Annotated in this window: 12 protein-coding genes; 8 read left to right on the forward strand and 4 right to left on the reverse strand. The window is 67.9% G+C overall.

What is annotated here, in order from left to right; all coding sequences use genetic code 11:
* Window positions 1–19: 19 nt before the first annotated feature.
* The 4 genes from GJV80_RS06305 (at window position 20) to GJV80_RS06320 (ending at window position 7,847) form a co-directional block, all read left to right on the forward strand.
* Entirely contained in the window at window positions 20–1,876 is a 1,857-nt protein-coding gene (locus GJV80_RS06305) for a DUF563 domain-containing protein (RefSeq protein WP_154687165.1), read from the forward strand.
* Window positions 1,877–2,155: 279 nt separating this feature from the next.
* Window positions 2,156–5,545, forward strand: a complete 3,390-nt coding sequence (locus GJV80_RS06310) for a CDP-glycerol glycerophosphotransferase family protein (RefSeq protein WP_154687166.1) — start codon at window positions 2,156–2,158, stop codon at window positions 5,543–5,545.
* Window positions 5,546–5,613: 68 nt separating this feature from the next.
* Complete coding sequence (locus tag GJV80_RS06315) at window positions 5,614–6,564, forward strand: hypothetical protein (RefSeq protein ID WP_154687167.1); 951 nt, start codon at window positions 5,614–5,616, stop codon at window positions 6,562–6,564.
* Window positions 6,561–7,847 (forward strand): hypothetical protein, encoded by a 1,287-nt coding sequence (locus GJV80_RS06320; RefSeq protein ID WP_154687168.1) that lies wholly within the window; start codon window positions 6,561–6,563, stop codon window positions 7,845–7,847. The genes GJV80_RS06315 and GJV80_RS06320 overlap by 4 nt, the downstream gene beginning before the upstream one ends.
* Window positions 7,848–7,850: 3 nt before the next feature.
* Here GJV80_RS06320 and GJV80_RS06325 read toward each other — a convergent pair whose 3' ends face one another.
* Entirely contained in the window at window positions 7,851–9,395 is a 1,545-nt protein-coding gene (locus GJV80_RS06325; RefSeq protein WP_154690078.1) for a UDP-N-acetylglucosamine 1-carboxyvinyltransferase, read from the reverse strand.
* A 155-nt stretch (window positions 9,396–9,550) separates the two neighbouring features.
* Here GJV80_RS06325 and lpdA point away from each other — a divergent pair, with 155 nt between their 5' ends.
* Window positions 9,551–10,954: a dihydrolipoyl dehydrogenase gene (lpdA, locus tag GJV80_RS06330; RefSeq protein WP_154687169.1), complete on the forward strand. Its 1,404-nt coding sequence runs from the start codon at window positions 9,551–9,553 to the stop codon at window positions 10,952–10,954.
* A 171-nt stretch (window positions 10,955–11,125) separates the two neighbouring features.
* On the opposite strand, the gene GJV80_RS06335 is transcribed toward lpdA, so the two are convergent.
* On the reverse strand, window positions 11,126–11,611 hold the full coding sequence (locus GJV80_RS06335; protein WP_370518820.1) for a CBS domain-containing protein: 486 nt from the start codon (window positions 11,609–11,611) through the stop codon (window positions 11,126–11,128).
* A 66-nt stretch (window positions 11,612–11,677) separates the two neighbouring features.
* Entirely contained in the window at window positions 11,678–12,949 is a 1,272-nt protein-coding gene (locus tag GJV80_RS06340; RefSeq protein ID WP_154687170.1) for an APC family permease, read from the reverse strand.
* Between the two features lie 98 nt (window positions 12,950–13,047).
* Here GJV80_RS06340 and GJV80_RS06345 point away from each other — a divergent pair, with 98 nt between their 5' ends.
* Window positions 13,048–13,623, forward strand: a complete 576-nt coding sequence (locus GJV80_RS06345; protein ID WP_154687171.1) for an HhH-GPD-type base excision DNA repair protein — start codon at window positions 13,048–13,050, stop codon at window positions 13,621–13,623.
* A 7-nt stretch (window positions 13,624–13,630) separates the two neighbouring features.
* On the opposite strand, the gene GJV80_RS06350 is transcribed toward GJV80_RS06345, so the two are convergent.
* A complete protein-coding gene (locus GJV80_RS06350; protein ID WP_154687172.1) occupies window positions 13,631–15,079 on the reverse strand; it encodes a PLP-dependent aminotransferase family protein in 1,449 nt (482 codons plus the stop codon).
* A gap of 101 nt (window positions 15,080–15,180) precedes the next feature.
* On the opposite strand from GJV80_RS06350, the gene GJV80_RS06355 reads away from it, so the two are divergent.
* Both GJV80_RS06355 and GJV80_RS06360 read left to right on the forward strand, forming a co-directional pair.
* Entirely contained in the window at window positions 15,181–15,921 is a 741-nt protein-coding gene (locus GJV80_RS06355; RefSeq protein WP_230208187.1) for a YitT family protein, read from the forward strand.
* An 83-nt stretch (window positions 15,922–16,004) separates the two neighbouring features.
* The gene (locus GJV80_RS06360) at window positions 16,005–16,223 is read left to right on the forward strand and encodes a helix-turn-helix domain-containing protein (RefSeq protein WP_154690080.1); all 219 of its coding nucleotides are present in this window, start codon (window positions 16,005–16,007) and stop codon (window positions 16,221–16,223) included.
* The last annotated feature ends 27 nt before the right edge of the window (window positions 16,224–16,250 follow it).

Consider the following 16,250-nt stretch of genomic DNA (forward strand, 5'->3'; position numbering starts at 1 on the left):
GACATAGCCTTGGCGATCTATGGCACGGTCAACAGCGTTCCCGGTGACGTTCCCCAGCAGGTTCCGCCCAGCTGCACGGCGAGTTCTGAGTGGCGTGCGGCACCGGGTCCGTGCAGCACTGTCGATCAGGGATGTTTCCAGCAGACACAGCGAATCCGGAGGGCGGAGGCCGGAGCAGAACGGCATCGACGGCCTCGTCAGTGCGGTGTTCGCCGATGAGCTCGCCGATGTCCCGGCACCCGTGGTGGTCCTGGTCAGTCCGTCGTCCGGTGATCACGACGATGATCAAGGCGCCCGGGTACTGGCGATCAGGCCGCAGGCCGTCGTCCACCGGCTCTCGACCGGTCAGGGCCACTCGCGGCTCCACGTCGCGCTGGCCGCCATCGGTCCGTGTGACCTGCTGATCGACGCGTCCTCGGGCGGCGGTCGGATCCGTCGACTGCGGCAGTACATCTTCGCGGTCCGGCCCGGTGGGGTGGTGATCATGCTCCGCCTGAGGCGGCCCGATGCCCCGGATAGGCAGCGCGAGGAGTTCGGTCGGTTGATGGCTGATCTTGCCGGACGGATCGCGCCCGGCAGCGAGCGGACCGATGGGGAACCAGCCGACTTGCTGCCGGTGGTCGAGCCGCCCGCGGGGGACCGCCGGCGGTTCGCCGAAGCCGTCCGGTCGGCGCGGCTGCACCGGAGCCATCTTGTGCTGGTCGGCGGACGCGAAGCCCAGGCGAAGATCCGGGAGGACCAGATCGGCGAACTGCTGCGCCTCCGGCCGGATCTCGGGACCCAGATCGCTCGCCGGCCCGCCGCCGAGCAGCGGTTCACCGGCCGGATCCGGATGAGCGAGTACGACCACCTGATCCCGATCACGACAGGCTGGCAGGGTCCGACGCTCACGCTCCGGACCTACGACGATGTGGTCTCGTCTCCGGGACAGGTGGTGACCGCCGGCTCGATCATCCTGCCCGAGACCTACCGGCACGGTGCCAGGTCGCGACTGCGTAACCGGTACGTGACCGAGCTGTCCCCGGACTTCGCGGATGCAACCCAGCCCGCCTGGTTCGTCGAACAGCCCGACGACGGGACCATCGAGACCCTGCCCGGTGCGTATTTCCATCTGGACAACGAGGTCCGGGGTCACTTCGGGCACATGCTGACCGAGGTGGTGTCCCGGCTGTGGGCCTGGGAGCAGGCCCGCGAGGCTGATCGGTCGACCAGAGCGATCATGCACTTCAACAAGCGCCGCGGTCTCGCAGGTTGGGAGATCGATCTCCTCGGCGCGGCCGGCATCCCGGCCGACGACATCGTCTTCACCCGACGCCCGGTTCGTGTCGAGCGACTGGTCTCGGCGACACCGATGTTGTCCAACCCCGACTACATCCACCCCGGGATCGCCGAGGTGTGGCGCCGGATCGGCGACAACCTGGCGTCCCGGTCGACAGCCGACGACACTCCGAAGCGGATCTTCATCGGCCGCCGGATCCGCAAGCGGGCGTGCCGGAACGCGACAGAGGTCGAGCGATACTTCGAATCCCTCGGGTTCACCGTGGTGTTCCCCGAAGATCATCCGCTGCCCGACCAGGTGCGCATGTTCCGTCAGGCGGAGTTGACCGCGGGGTTCATCGGCAGTGGGATGTTCACCCTGATGTTCACTCCCGAACCCAAGACAGCGATCCTCGTTGCCTCGGAGTCCTACACCGGCCGGAACGAGGTAATGATGGCCGGAGTGCTGGGGCACGACCTGGACATAGCCTGGTGCCGTTCGGAGGCGGAGTGGGTCGGCGACCGGTTCGCCGCGGGCGGCTATCAGGCCGGGTTCACCTTCGACTTCGACCGAGAGGGCAGGTCGGTCCGGGAGTGGGTTGCCGAGGCGGGACGATGACATCCGGATTCCCCGCGACGCTGACGTCGACACTGCGACTGCGGGTCGGACGCACCGTCAAGGAGCTCGATCGTAGAGCACCGACACCGGTCCGTCGATCAGCCCGCACGGTCGCGCGAGCCGTCGTCCGGCAGCGACTCGGCCGGGCGCTGGTCACCATCGTGCTGCCCGCATCGGACGACAGCCTGGACTACCTCGACGAGGCGCTGCGATCCGCGGCCGATCAGTCCCACCGCAGCCTGGAGATCCTGGTGGTGGCGTACGGCAGGGCGGGAGAGGTTGCCTGCCGCAGTCAAAGGCTGGGAGGAGGCCGATCATCGGATCCGGCTCGTCCGCGGCGACAATCCGTCGCTGGCGGCGGCCCGGGACCGTGGCGTGCGGCTGGCGCGAGGCCGGTATCTGTGCTTCCTGCGCGCCCATGACACCCTTCCGGGAAACGCGATCGCCGCGGGGTTCACCGCGCTGCACGGCAGCGGATCCGACTTCGCGGTCGGTCGGATCACCGCACCGCCATCGGTCCTCCCGTCGGCGCTGCCGCGACGCGACCCGGTACACGACATCGACCGCATGCGCACCACGCTGACGGAGTTCCCGGCGGCGCTCAGTGATCTGTCACTGGGCAATCGGCTGTTCTCCACCGACTTCTTGCGTGCCCTGGGCCGCCCGTTCGTCGCGGTCGAGGGGGAGAGCCGGCTGGTTCTGCAGTGCTTCGAGACAGCCAGGACGTTCGACGTGATCGCGGCCGCCACCTACACCGAACGCACCCGCGCGGGAGCGGCCCCGGTGGAGCAGCTGTACGACTCCACTGCGGATCTCCCGGCCTGGATCCAGGACGTCACAGCGGTCGGGGAGCATCTTCGTCGACTGCCCGACCCGAGCCTGTACGAGCACTGGCTGGTCGGCATCTGCGGGGGCCAGCTGCAGACCTTCCTGGCCGACGTCGAGCGGATGTCGGCCGCGATGTGGGTGGATCTGCGGAACACGATGGCGGGGCTGTGGCGGCAGGTGGACGACCGGGCGAAGGCCCGGATGCTGACCGAATCCCGGGTGAAACTCGCGCTGCTGTCGGCCGACCGCCGCGACAGGCTCGAGGAGTTCGTCGCAGCCCGCTGGTTCGAGCGCGACAACGTTGCCACAAGGACCGAAGCCGGGCGGGTGTACGCCGAACTTCCTGGCTTCGACGATCCCGGGGCGCCGGTCGCCCGCTCGGTCTTCGAGCTGAGCGAGGCCGAGACGCCGGCCCGGGTGCATCTGCGTGCGGTTCGCCCGGCAACCGGCGACAGGCTCCAACTCGACCTGCTGGTCCGCGTCGAGCTGGTCGATCTGGCCGGTCGCCGACCCGCGATCAGGGCACGACTGGTCCCCGACGACCAGCCCGAGGACCAGCCCGAGGACCAGCCCGAGGACCAGCCCGAGGACCGGATCGACCAGCAGCACGAGCCGATCCTGCTTCCGGTGACCGAACGGTGGGACGACCAGGCCAACCTCAGCGTCGGCCACCGGTACCAGGACTACCGCCCGGGCGGCTGCAGGGTCGAGATCGACCGGTCGAGGTTGCCGTTCGGCCGCTGGCGGCTGGAGGCAACGATCGTGGTCGACGGGATCCGGCGGAGCACCGATCAGGTCACCGTCGATCGCCGAGGATCAGCAGCCCTGATGGGCACCCGCTACGTCCCGGTGCACAACACCGCTGCGGGCACCGCGGTACGGCTGGTCCAACGGCAGCGGCGGTTGACCTTCGAGGTCAAGCCGCCCGAACCGGTGGCGCTGGCGGCGGTGTCGGTGACGGGCCGTACGGTCCGTCTCTCGGCGGCGTCGGCCACTGTCGACGTCTCAGCGATCAGGGCGCGATGCGGTCGCGCTGTTGCCGTGGCGCCCGTCGTCGACGGTACCGCCGAGTTGCGGGTACCCGAAGTTCCCGCCGGCTCAGCCTTGACGTGGACGCTGCGGGCCGAGGCAGGCGACGGGACGCAGTATCCGCTGAGCTGGTCGGCGGAGCGGGCCTGGCTGCGGTCCGGCGGCGGCGAGCTGGTGCCGGCCCGGACCGAGTGGGGCAACGTCATGCTGGCGGAGGCCGCCACTGCCGTCGTGCTGGAGCGTCTGGACCTGCAGCCGGGCTGCGTACGGGTGTCGGGCCGGCTGCTGGCCGCCGCCCCGGCGGAATCGGAGATGATCGTCGACGGCCCGCGGCAGCTGACCCGGCATCGACTTGCGCCGGACGTCGACGGACGGTTCGCGTTCGAGATGCCGCTCCACTGGGACCCGTGGGGTCGCGGGCCGGTCGGCATCCCACGTGGCGAGTACGCGCTCTGGCTGGCCGCCGACGGCGAGGTCCGGCCCCCGGGATCGGCCGGCGTCCGGCCATGGATGAGCCCAGAACTGATCGACTCGTTGGAGAAGTTCCAACGCACGGACGAAGCCCGGATGCGGCCGCTGTGCCGGCACAGCGGCGCGGTCGGCTTCAGCCTGAGCGCCCCGCTGCCGGTGGAGCAGTCGGGAGGCTATCCCCAACGGCAGCTCCAGAATGCGTGTCTGGAAGGCGTGGGCCCGATCGACCCGACGCTGGTCTACTTCGCCAGCTATGACGGGTCGCAGCCGACCGACAGTGGACTGGCGATCGATCAGGCGATGCGACGGATGTTCCCCGAGCTGCGATCGGTGTGGGGCGTTGCCGACCCCCGGACCCCGGTGCCAGAGGGCAGCACCGCTGTGTTGATCAACAGCCCGGAGTGGTATCGGGTGATCAGCACCGCCGGACACCTGGTGCAGAACGTCGACTTCCCGCGCTGGTGGCGCAAGCGGCCGGGGCAGCGGTTCCTGCAGACGTTCCACGGTTATCCGGCCAAGGCCATGGGACTGATGATGTGGCGGGCCAAGGAGTTCACGCCGCGGCGGCTGGCCGCAGAGCTCGGGCGAACGAGTGCCGGCTGGGACCTGATCCTGACCCCCGCGCCGGAGATGGATCAGTACTACCGGCGGGAGTACGCCTACCAGGGGCCGATCTGCAACCAGGGCTATCCCCGCGACGACGATCTTGTGCTGCCCTCGGCCGGACAACGCCGCGACCGGGTACGCGAGCTGTTGGACATCGCACCGGAACAGAAAGTGATCTTGTACGCCCCGACCTGGCGTGATCATCTGGCCAGCAGCTACCGCTCGGCTGAGCTGGTGGACAATCTCGATGTCGCCTCGGCCAGTGCCCGACTGGGCGACCAGTTCGTGCTGTTGCTCCGCGGACACCGCTTCACCTCGACGCTGCGCCGGACCAGGTCCGGAACAACCAAGATCATCGACGTCACCGATTATCCGGAGATCAACGACCTGATCCTCGCTGCCGACGCGGCAGTGCTGGACTACTCGAGCCTGCGGTTCGACTTCGCGCTTACGGGGCGACCCATGGTCTTCCTCGTCCCGGATCTCGCCGACTACACCGGCGGCATTCGCGGATTCCTGTTCGACTACATCGACACGGCGCCCGGACCGCTGGCGACCACCGCCGACGACGCGATCACCGCGTTGCAGGATCTCGACCAGCTCGCTGAGCGGTATCGGGACCAGATCGCGGCGTTCAACGCCCGTTACCAGTATCTCCAGAACGGACACGCGGCAGAACGGGTCGTCCGACAGTTCTTCGCCGACCCGCATCGACACGATCATCCGGCCTCATGACGTCGGCTGCGCGACGATCCCTGCCCGCGGCCACGAGGACTGTTCTCCTGCCGAGGGGGATCGCCGGCGTGAACACGTTCGCCACCTCCGGGTGGGCGGAACCGAGCAACCACGGTGGACAGCCGAACGGCCGGCAGTCGGAAAGCCAGGATCCGGACCGGATCGATCTTCGCGCGCCCGCGGACCCGCCGGACGGGAACGACTCCCGGCGGGCACGACCGTTGGTCGCGATGTTGACCAGGCCGCTGGTCGACTGGCTGCCGGATTTGATGGCGGGCGAACCGGACACCGAAGCATCCGCTCTGCTCGATCGATGGGCCGACGCGGTGCTGGCCTGGTCCGTGCCGGGACCGGTACGGATGATCATCACCCGGGCCGAACCGGCCACCGCCGCTGATCTGGCGGAGATCATCGCCGACCCGGCGCCGACGGCCGACCCGCTCCGGGCTGCTGCGCTCGGTGGTCATGAAGGCGGGGACCACGAGTCCGGAGATGATCAGACGGGTGAATCCCGGGCCGGGCTCGGCGGCTTTCGCAGCAGGATCGAGGAGCTGCTGCGGTCCCGGAAGGGAGGCGCCGATGATCTTGACCTGCTGCGCAGCAAGGCGGCGGTCGAGGCCGTCGCGTACGGCACGTCCTGCTTCCATCCCTGGTCCGGCCCGGCAGCCGGGACCGGACCGGGTGAACAGCTCCACCACGCCAGCCTCGCCGTCCGAGAACGCCTGGTGTCCGGCGGGATCGCCATCCGCGGCCCCCGGACAGCGCTGCTCTGGCCACAACAGGCCGGCGAGAAGCTGCCGCTCGACGTCGCCGCCGAAGCGGCGTTGGCGGCGCTGCTGTGCCGCACCGACCCGATCGCCGACGCCGGCGCCGGCGAGGATGGGACCGTGGTCGCCGAGCTGCGGCACGAACTGCGGGAAGCCACTCGTCGGCTCGCCGACCGTCGGCAGCACCCGGGCAACCTCAAGCGAGTGCGGCTGCGGACCTTGCTCCATCAACTGCTGCGAGCAACACGATGACGAGCGGCGGCGCACACGATCCGCCGATCATCCTGCACATCGGCCCGCACAAGACCGGCACCACCACTTTGCAGTCGGGCCTGGCCCAGAATCGGGCGCGACTGCTCGATCAGGGCGTCAGCTATCCCGGAACGCTGGACCACGAACTCAACGCGGCGATGTCGGTGTCGACCCGCCGGGCCGACCCGGGAAAGGACGTGTTGCATGGCACCGAACGCTGGTTCGGTCTGCTCGACACGATCAGATCGCCGGGCATCCGACTGGGCGTGCTGAGCAGTGAGTTCTACTCCGAGGCACCGAAGGATCGGATCGGCTGGCTGGTGGACCAGCTGGGTCCGCGGGCCCAGGTCGTCATCACGCTGCGACCGCTGACCAGGATCATGCCGTCCCAGTGGCAGCAGTACCTGCAGAACCAGATCTCCATCTCCTGGGAGGACTGGTTGCGGGCGATCCTTGCCGCTCCGGAACCCGGTACCGTCACCCCGACCTTCTGGCGACGCCATCGTCACGACCTGCTGGTCCGACGCTGGCTTGAGGTGACAGGGCCCGAACGGCTGACCGTGATCGCGGTCGACGACCTGCAGCCGGCATTCGTCCTGCGGACCTTCGAGGAACTGCTCGCGGTCGAACCCGGCACCCTGACCCCGACCCAGCTGCGGGCGAACCGTTCCCTGACCCTCCAAGAGGCCGAACTCATCCGGCGGTTCAACCAGCTCTACACCTCAGCGGGTCTACGGAAGATCGACTACACGACCATGATCAGGTACGGCGCCGCCCGGTTCCTGCAACGGCGCTCGCCGGCCGTCGATGAGCAACGGATCCTGTTGCCGGATTGGGCGAATCGGAGGGCCACCGAGTTGGCGCGCATGATGATCGACGACATCGCAGCATCGGGCGTACGGGTGATCGGCCCGCTGGACGATCTCGTCGAACCGCGTTCGACGCCCCGGCCGGCGCAGCCCACCGGGGTGACGGCGGTGGACCCGGAACTGGCCGCCCACCTGGCGGCCGGCGTGATCGACGCCATGGGGCGCTATCGCCCGGCAGAGGATCCCGATCCGGCGAGGGCACCGGTGCTGTCCACCGTGCTGCGAACCAATCGGGTGGTGCGGCGACCGGGCGACTTCGATGCGGTGGAACTGCGCGGCAGGATCGACCGTCTCCGGGCCCGGGCGGACCGGGAGTTGTTGATCACCGAGGCCGGGCGTGGTGACCTGCTGCGTGAGCTGCGCCGCCGGCTGACCCGTCGGCTGAAAGGACGGGTGCGCCGGCGGCGCGGCTGATCATCAGTCCCGGAAGACCTCGATGTTCGCGCCGATGGCGTTCAACCGGTTGGGCAGGTCCTCGTAGCCGCGGTTGATCATGTAGACATCGCGGAGCACCGACTCGCCGCGGGCCGCGAGCATGCCGAGCAGGATGCAGACGCTGGGCCGCAGGGCCTGCGGGCAGACGATCTCGTAACCACGCCACCGGGTCGGTCCGTTGACCCGCAGCCGGTGCGGATCCAGCAACTGGATGTCGGCGCCCAGCTTGTTCAGTTCGAGCAGGTGGATCGCACGGTTCTCGTACACCCAGTCGTGGATCAGGGTGCTGCCCTCGGCCGCGGCCGCGATCACCGCGAAGAACGGCAGGTTGTCCATGTTCAGGCCGGGGAACGGCATCGGGTGGATCTTGTCGATCGGTGCCCGCAGCCGGCTGGGCCGGACCGTGATGTCGACCAGCCGGGTGTGCCCGTTGGTGGCGCTGTACTCCTCGCTGAGGGAGAAGTCCAGGCCCATCTCCGCCAGGATCGACAACTCGATCTCCAGGAACTCGATCGGCGCCCGGCTGATGGTCAGCTCGGAGTTGGTCACGATGCCGGCGGTGATCAGGCTCATCGCCTCGATCGGGTCCTCGGACGGGTAGTACTCAACATCGGTGCTGATCTCGGATCGGCCGCGGATGGTCAGTGTGGTCGTACCGATGCCGTCGATCTGCACACCCAGCTTGGTCAGGAAGAAGCACAAATCCTGGACCATGTAGTTCGGGCTGGCATTGCGCAACACCGTGACACCGGGATTCATCGCGGCCGCGAGCAGCGCATTCTCGGTGCCCGTGTCGCTGCGTTCGGTGAGGGTGATCGGCCGCTTCGGCTCGACACTCGCGTCGACCACGCTCTGGTAGTAGCCGTTGGTGGCGGTGACCTCAAGGCCGAAATGACGCAATACCTGCAGATGCGGCTCGATGGTCCGTGCTCCGAGATCGCACCCTCCGGCGTACGGCAGCTGGAACTTGTCGTAGACGTGCATCAGCGGGCCGAAGAACATGATGATGCTGCGGGTGCGGCGCGCAGCCTCGACGTCCATCGCGTCGAGATCAAGCTCGTCGGGGCGGATGATCGTCAGGTCGGACTTGTCGGCGGACCAGATCGCCCGGACGCCGATCGAGGTGAGCACCTCGACGATCCGGTTCACCTCTTCGATCCGAGCGATGCCCTTGATCACCGTGCGGCCCCGGTTCAGCAGGCTCGCGCAGAGCACCGCGACCGCGGCGTTCTTGGACGAGCGGACCTGGATGCTCCCGTGCAACTGGTTGCCGCCCTGGACACGCAGGTGGGTCGGTCCGTTGCCGCCGACGGAGATGATCGGACTGTCGAGGGCTTCGGCGATCCGGGTCACCATATCGAGACTGAGGTTCTGATTGCCTGCCTCGATCCGGTGGACGGCACTCTGACTGGTCCCCAGCCTGGTCGCCAATTGCGTCTGGGTGAGCCCGCGATGCTTGCGCGCATCGCGAATCAGACTGCCGATGTGGTCGAGGGTCAATTCAGTCACCCGAGGACAATAACTCATGGGCGAGCTATTCCTTAGTTCCAGCTTCATCACGAAGTGCGTGTCGGGGGTGTCGAGCCGGTTCGGCATTCACCGATCGCCATGCCGCCATGCAGGCCACGCACCGGCCGACCCGAACGGCGAGGCGGCGCGAACGCCGCACTAGAGTTCGGAACATGACCGAACAATTCGACGTGGTTGTCCTCGGGGCCGGCCCCGGTGGATATGAGGCCGCCATCCGTGCCGCACAACTTGGCCAGTCGGTGGCGATCGTGGAGTCCAAGTACTGGGGTGGCGTGTGCCTGAACGTCGGGTGTATCCCGTCCAAGGCATTGCTGCGGAACGCGGAGCTGGCCCACGTGTTCAACCACGAGGCGTCGACGTTCGGCATCTCCGGCGAGGTGACCTTCGACTTCGGTGCGGCCTACAAACGCAGTCGGGCGGTCGCGGACCGGATGAGCAAGGGCGTGCACTTCCTGATGCGGAAGAACAAGATCAAGGAGTTCGAGGGGTGGGGTACGTTCACCGGCCCGAACTCGATGACCGTCGCCCAGGGTGGCGACGGCGGCGAGGTCGAGATCTCCTTCTCCCACGCGATCATCGCGACCGGCGCCAGCACCCGGCTGCTGCCGGGCACCAAGCTGAGTGAACGGGTCGTCACCTACGAGGAACAGATCCTCACCGACAACCTGCCGGAGTCGATCATCATCGCCGGCGCCGGGGCGATCGGCGTGGAGTTCGGGTACGTGATGGCCAACTACGGTGTCGACGTCACGATCGTCGAGTTCCTGGACCGGATGGTGCCGCTGGAGGACGCAGAGGTTTCCGCGGAGCTGGCCAAGGCGTACCGCAAGCTCGGCGTCAAGGTCCTCACCGGCACCAAGGTCGAGGCGATCGACGACTCAGGTGACAGGGTCAAGGTGACGGTCAGCCCCGCTGCCGGCGGTGACCAGCAGGTACTGGAGGCCGAAAAGGTGCTGCAGGCGATCGGCTTCGCGCCCCGCACCGAGGGCTACGGGCTGGAGGCGGCCGGCGTCGCGCTGACCGACCGCGGTGCGATCCAGATCGACGACTACTGCCGGACATCGGTGCCGCACATCTACGCCATCGGCGACGTCACCGCCAAGATCATGCTGGCTCACAACGCCTCGGCGATGGGCATGGTCGCCGCGGAGACGATCGCCGGCGCGGAGACGATGCCGATCGACTACGTGAACATCCCGCGAGCGACCTACTGCCAGCCGCAGATCGGTTCCTTCGGGCTGAGCGAGGAGCAGGCGAAGGCGGCCGGTCACGAGGTGAAGACCGCGAAGTTCCCGTTCACCGCCAACGGCAAGGCGCACGGGCTCGGCGAGGCGGTCGGTTTCGTCAAGATCGTCGCCGACGCCAAGTACGGCGAATTGCTCGGCGCACACATGATCGGCCCGGACGTGACCGAACTCCTGCCCGAACTCACCCTGGCTCAGAAGTGGGACCTGACCGCGACCGAGGTCGGCCGCAACGTCCATGCCCACCCGACTCTGTCCGAGGCGATCAAGGAAGCGATCCACGGCATCAACGGCCACATGATCAACCTGTGACTCGCACCGGCCTCGACGGGCCGGCGCCACACCTACCCTTCTCCAGACCCAAGGTCAAAGTTTGACGGTGCGGCTCCGAGGTTCGGCGTGTCGGCGCCGCACCGTCAAACTTTGACCTTGCGGATGGCCGTGCGGAAGGTGCCGGCGACGCCGCGCGGATGGACCGCAAGCTCAGTGGGTGACGTACGCCTCGAGTTCGTCGCGCTCGAAGGTGAGTTCGCCGATCCGGCTCTTCACCACGTCCCCGATGCTGACGATGCCGGCCAGCAGGCCCTTGTCGTCGACGACCGGGATGTGCCGGACGCGGAGGTCGGTCATCAGCTGAGCCAGGCTGTCGACGGTGGCGGCCATCGTGCAGGTCTGCATCTCCTCGACGGGTGTCATGATCTCGCGGATCGGCAGGTCGAGTACGGCAGCACCCTCGGTCAGTCGGCGTACGACGTCACGTTCGGACACGATGCCGTCCAGCACCCGCGCGCCCGAGGAGACGACTGCCGCTCCGAGATTGTGCGTCTTCAAGACGTCCAGCAGTTCGCGCACGCTGGCGTCCGGCGGCACCACAACCACCTGGGTGCCCTTGCTCCGCAGAATGTCCGAAATGTGCATCGGTGCCCCCTTGCTCCGCAGCACGATCGCCGGAAGTGTGACGGCGGTCACTTTTCTGTTCACTGTAGTCAGCGGACGACCGGAAACACAGGGGAGTGGGAAACCCAGGGGAGCGGGTCAGCCTTCGCCCCGTCGGCGCGCCATCACCAGCGCCCGCCCGCCGAGTCCGACGCCGAACATCACCAGCCCGGCGACGACCGCCGCCGGAGGCAATGTCGCGACCAGCACCAGGCAGCCGACCGCCCCGAACACATTGAGGCCCCGCGGCCACCGCCGGTCGTCCGACGGCTGGGTGAATGCCGAGGCGTTGGCGATGGCGTAGTAGATCAGCACGCCGAAGGACGAGAAGCCGATCACCCGTGCCAGGTCGAAGATCAGGACCAGGACGCAGACCACTGCGGCCACCGCGATCTCGGCACGGTGCGGGACGTGGAAGCGGGGATGGACACCGGCGAGCCAGGTCGGAAGATCGCGATTGCGTGCCATCGCCAGGCTGGTTCGACCGACACCGGCGATCAATGACAGCAGCGCGCCGAGCGAGGCCACGGCACCGCCGATCCGGACAGCGATCGCCAGGCCGGGCGCGCCGGCCGCATGGACCGCGGCGTTCAGCGGTGCCGGCGAGGAGGCCAGCAGGTCCGGCCCTGCGGCGGCCAGCGCCGCGACAGCGACGATCAGATAGATGACCACGGTGATCGCCAGAGCGATCGGGATCGCCCGAGGAATGGTGCGTGCCGGATCCCGCACCTCCTCGCCCAGCGTGGCGATCCGGGCATAACCGGCGATGGCGAAGAACAGCAGGCCGGCCGACTGCAGGATGCCGTACGGTCCGGCCGAGAAGATGGCCGTCGTCTGGAGATGATGAAGTCCGGAACGGTTGCCGACGCCGATGCCGATCACCACAACGGCCAGCGCCGCCAGGCTGATCACCACCAGAATCCGGGTCAGCTGTGCCGTCCGGGTGATGCCGCGATAGTTCAGCGCAGCAAGGCCGATCACCGCAATGATCGCCAGCAGCCGCTGCGGCCAGACCGAACCCGGGACCGCGTACGAGGCGAAGGTCAGGGCCATGGCGGCACAGGATGCCGTCTTGCCGATCACGAATCCCCAACCCGCGGTGAAGCCGGCCCACGGGCCCAACAGCTCCCGGCCGTAGATGTACGTGCCTCCCGAGGTCGGGTAGACTGCCGCCAACTGGGCGGAGGCGACCGCATTGCAGTACGCGATCAACGCAGCCAGCGCCAGTCCGATCAGCAGCCCGGACCCGGCGGCCCGGGCAGCAGGACCGAAGACGGCGAAGATGCCGGCGCCGATCATGGATCCGAGCCCGATGACCACCGCGTCGAAGGTGCCGAGTCTGCGGGCCAGCGGACCCGTGGGGCTTGCCATGGCGGCATCCTTGCAGACCCGACGCGACCGGTAGGTCGGGCTGCAGCGCGGTGACCGACCCGATGGCGAAAGTCTGCCGACCGGTCCAGAATGGCGGCATGAGCGCACCCGAGCTGCATCTGACCGGCAATGACGACGCCGACCGCCTGTTGTCGGAGAACCCCAGCGCCCTGTTGATCGGCATGACGCTGGACCAACAGGTGCCCATGGAGAAGGCGTTCAGTGGCCCCGCGGTGATCGCCGAGCGGATGGGCGGTGCCTTCGACGTGGCGAAGATCGCCGCCATGGACGTCGACGACTTCGTCGCGATCTGCTCCGAGCGTCCTGCGATCCACCGGTTCCCCGGGGCGATGGGCAAGCGGGTTCACGCCGTCTGCCGGGCCCTGGTTGAGGAGTACGACGGCGACGCAGCCAATCTGTGGGCCGACGTCACCGACGGCGCCGAGCTCAAGAAGCGGGTGGCCGCCCTGCCGGGTTTCGGGGATCAGAAGGCGTCGATCTTCGTTGCCCTGCTGGGAAAGCAGCGAGGCGTGACACCGATGGGCTGGCGGGAGGCCGCCGGCCGGTACGGAGACGACGGCGTGTTCCGCTCGGTCGCCGACATCGTCGATCCGTCCTCGCTGAGCAAGGTACGGCAGACCAAGAAGGAGGAGAAGGCGAAGGCCCGCGGCTGACCGCGGACTAGATGATCAGTTCCGCCGGCGCGCGCCGGCCGCTGTCTGTGGGACTTGACTTGCTTTCCTGCCAGGTCACTGCCAATCGGCGTATGGCCTCGGTCAACACCGCCGGTTCGGCGACGTACGGCACCCGCAGATGCCGTCGTCCGCCCCCGCGCGGATAGAACCGGGGCCCCGGAGTCAGGACGAGATCACGTTTGCGCGCCAGCGCGGTGATCAGATTCGAGGATTCGGTCGGCAGCCGGAACCACAGCGACAGCCCGCCACGCGGGACCGCGAACTCCCACTCCGGCAACACGGCGCGGGTCTGCTCGACCAGATGATCACGTTGCGTGCGCATCCGGCGGCGTTGGTGTTCCAGGATCTGGTCGGCGTCGGCCATCAGCTCGGTGACCACCAGCTGTTCGTACGGCGCCGCGCCGTTGTCCATCGTCGCCTGGGTTTCGATCAACCGGCGGACGTACGCCTTCGGTGCCCGGATCCAGCCGATCCGCAGGCCTCCCCAGAAGGATTTGCTGGCCGATCCGATGGTGATCGCGTTGTCCAGCAGGCTGCCCATCGGGGTGCGTTCGGGATCGCCGTCCAATCGCAACTCCAGCAGCGTCTCGTCGATCACGGTGATCACCTGCTGACGGTTCAGGACGCGGGCGGCAGCACGGCGTTGATCTTCGTCGAGCCAGGTGCCGGTCGGATTCTGGAACTCCGGGATCAGGAAGGCGATCCGGGCCTGGGATCGCAACAACAAGGTCTGCAGTCGCTCGGGGTCCCAGCTGTCCGGAGTGATCGGGAACGGGACGAGCCGGGCGCCGAGCCGGCGGCAGGCCTCGATCGCGTTGTAGTAGGTCGGCGATTCCAGCAGCACCGGGTCTCCCGGGTCCACCAGCGCCTGCAAGATCACGTTCCAGGCCGACAGCGATCCGACGGTGATGATCAACTGGTCGGGCGAGGTCGACAGCCCGCGCCGGGTGAACCAATCCGCCAGCGAAGCACGCAGCGGTTGCACTCCGTCGGGGAAGTAGCCGGTGCCGCTCAACAGCGATGGCAGGCGTTCGGCGGCCGCCTGATAGGCCCGGCTCAGGCCCGGCGGGGCGGTTGAGGACGCCGTGTTGAGCGCGACCAGGGCGTTGTCCTCGTCGGCGGCCAGGGTCACCGGGAGCAGGCTGCTGGCCATTCCGCCCTCGGGTTGATGGACGAAGTTGCCGGCACCGCGGCGCGCTGCCAGGACGCCCAGATCGCGGAGCATCGCGTAGCTGTTGGTCACTGTCGTACGGCTCAGACCCAAGGCTGCCGACAGCTCACGTTCACTGGGCAGGCGGACGCCGTCCGGCAGCTGTCCGTCCATCACCAGCAACCGCAACCGCTCGGCAAGATCGCGGTAGACCGGTGGCTGCCAGCCCTGGTCGCCGAGCAGCTCCACCAGCTGGCCCGCCGTCACCCAGTGCGTGCCCGTCACGTACTGCCCTCCACGATCGGCTCCCACGGCTGGTATCCGCGACCCAGAAATTGGATATTGGCATCCAGTCCAATTTCGACCATTCTGTCACAATGTCTGGCATGCCGCGACCTCGTTCCAGCACCGGACTGCTGCCACTCGGTCCCGTCGAGCAACTTCGCGCCGGTCGACTGGCTCGACGCGGCACGCAGTTGATGCTCGGACTGCTGCTCTACGGCTTCGCCCTGGCCATGATGATCCGCGGCGTCCTCGGTGTCTCCCCTTGGGATGTGTTCCATCAAGGCGTCGCGCGGCATCTCTCGGTCAGTTATGGCCTGGTGGTGATCGCCACGAGTGCGCTCGTGCTTGGGCTGTGGATCCCGCTGAGGCAACGGCCGGGTGTCGGCACGATCGCCAACGCGATCGTCGTCGGGCTGTCCATCGACCTCGGTCTTGCCGTTCTGCCGGCGCCGCAGCTGATGGCCGAACGGATCGCCCTCCTGGTGGCGGGCATCCTGCTGAACGGCGTCGCGGGCGCGGCCTACATCGGGGCCCAACTCGGACCCGGCGCCCGCGACGGACTGATGACCGGGCTGGTCGCGCGCACCGGACTGCCGATCTGGGTCGTCAGGACAGGGATCGAGGCGCTGGTGGTCCTCGGCGGCTTCCTGCTCGGCGGTGACTTGTGGATCGGCACGGTGGCGTACGCGGTCTGCATCGGCCCGCTGACCCAGTTCTTCCTGCCGCTGATGGTCGTCCGGCTTCCGCGTCACGAGCCGATCGACCGCGCGCCGGCGTCCATTGAGAACGACGCTGCCGGTTCAACCTCCTCCCATCCACTGGAGGATGTCAATCCTTGTTGACATCCGTTCTGTGTCAACCTAAGCTGACACGCGTGAGTGGAGGAGCCGAGCAATCGGCAACGGAACCGGCACAACAGGAGAGCATCGAGCCGCGATCGGACGCTGCGCTCGGGGACGCCCTCCAGTCTGACGATCCCGCCGCAGGGCTCGGGGGAGTCGTGGCACTGCGGGTTCTGGCCGACCAACTCGAGTTCCTGCATGTGCAACGAGCCAGGGAGCGTGGCTGGTCCTGGCAGGAGATCGCGCAGGCATTGGGAGTCTCGCGCCAGGCCGTACACAAGAAGTACGGCCGACGGCTCTGATGATCTCCCGGCGACAAAGGGGAGCAA

It is taken from the genome of Microlunatus sp. Gsoil 973, from assembly GCF_009707365.1.
GTDB lineage: Bacteria > Actinomycetota > Actinomycetes > Propionibacteriales > Propionibacteriaceae > Microlunatus.

Coding starts and splice junctions, on each gene's coding strand:
- GJV80_RS06305 (WP_154687165.1), top strand. CDS start 20: ATGGCACGGTCAACAGCGTTCCCGGTGACGTTCCCCAGCAGGTTCCGC.
- GJV80_RS06325 (WP_154690078.1), bottom strand. CDS start 9,395: ATGAGTTATTGTCCTCGGGTGACTGAATTGACCCTCGACCACATCGGC.
- GJV80_RS06345 (WP_154687171.1), top strand. CDS start 13,048: ATGAGCGCACCCGAGCTGCATCTGACCGGCAATGACGACGCCGACCGC.
- lpdA (WP_154687169.1), top strand. CDS start 9,551: ATGACCGAACAATTCGACGTGGTTGTCCTCGGGGCCGGCCCCGGTGGA.
- GJV80_RS06320 (WP_154687168.1), top strand. CDS start 6,561: ATGACGAGCGGCGGCGCACACGATCCGCCGATCATCCTGCACATCGGC.
- GJV80_RS06340 (WP_154687170.1), bottom strand. CDS start 12,949: ATGGCAAGCCCCACGGGTCCGCTGGCCCGCAGACTCGGCACCTTCGAC.
- GJV80_RS06355 (WP_230208187.1), top strand. CDS start 15,181: ATGCCGCGACCTCGTTCCAGCACCGGACTGCTGCCACTCGGTCCCGTC.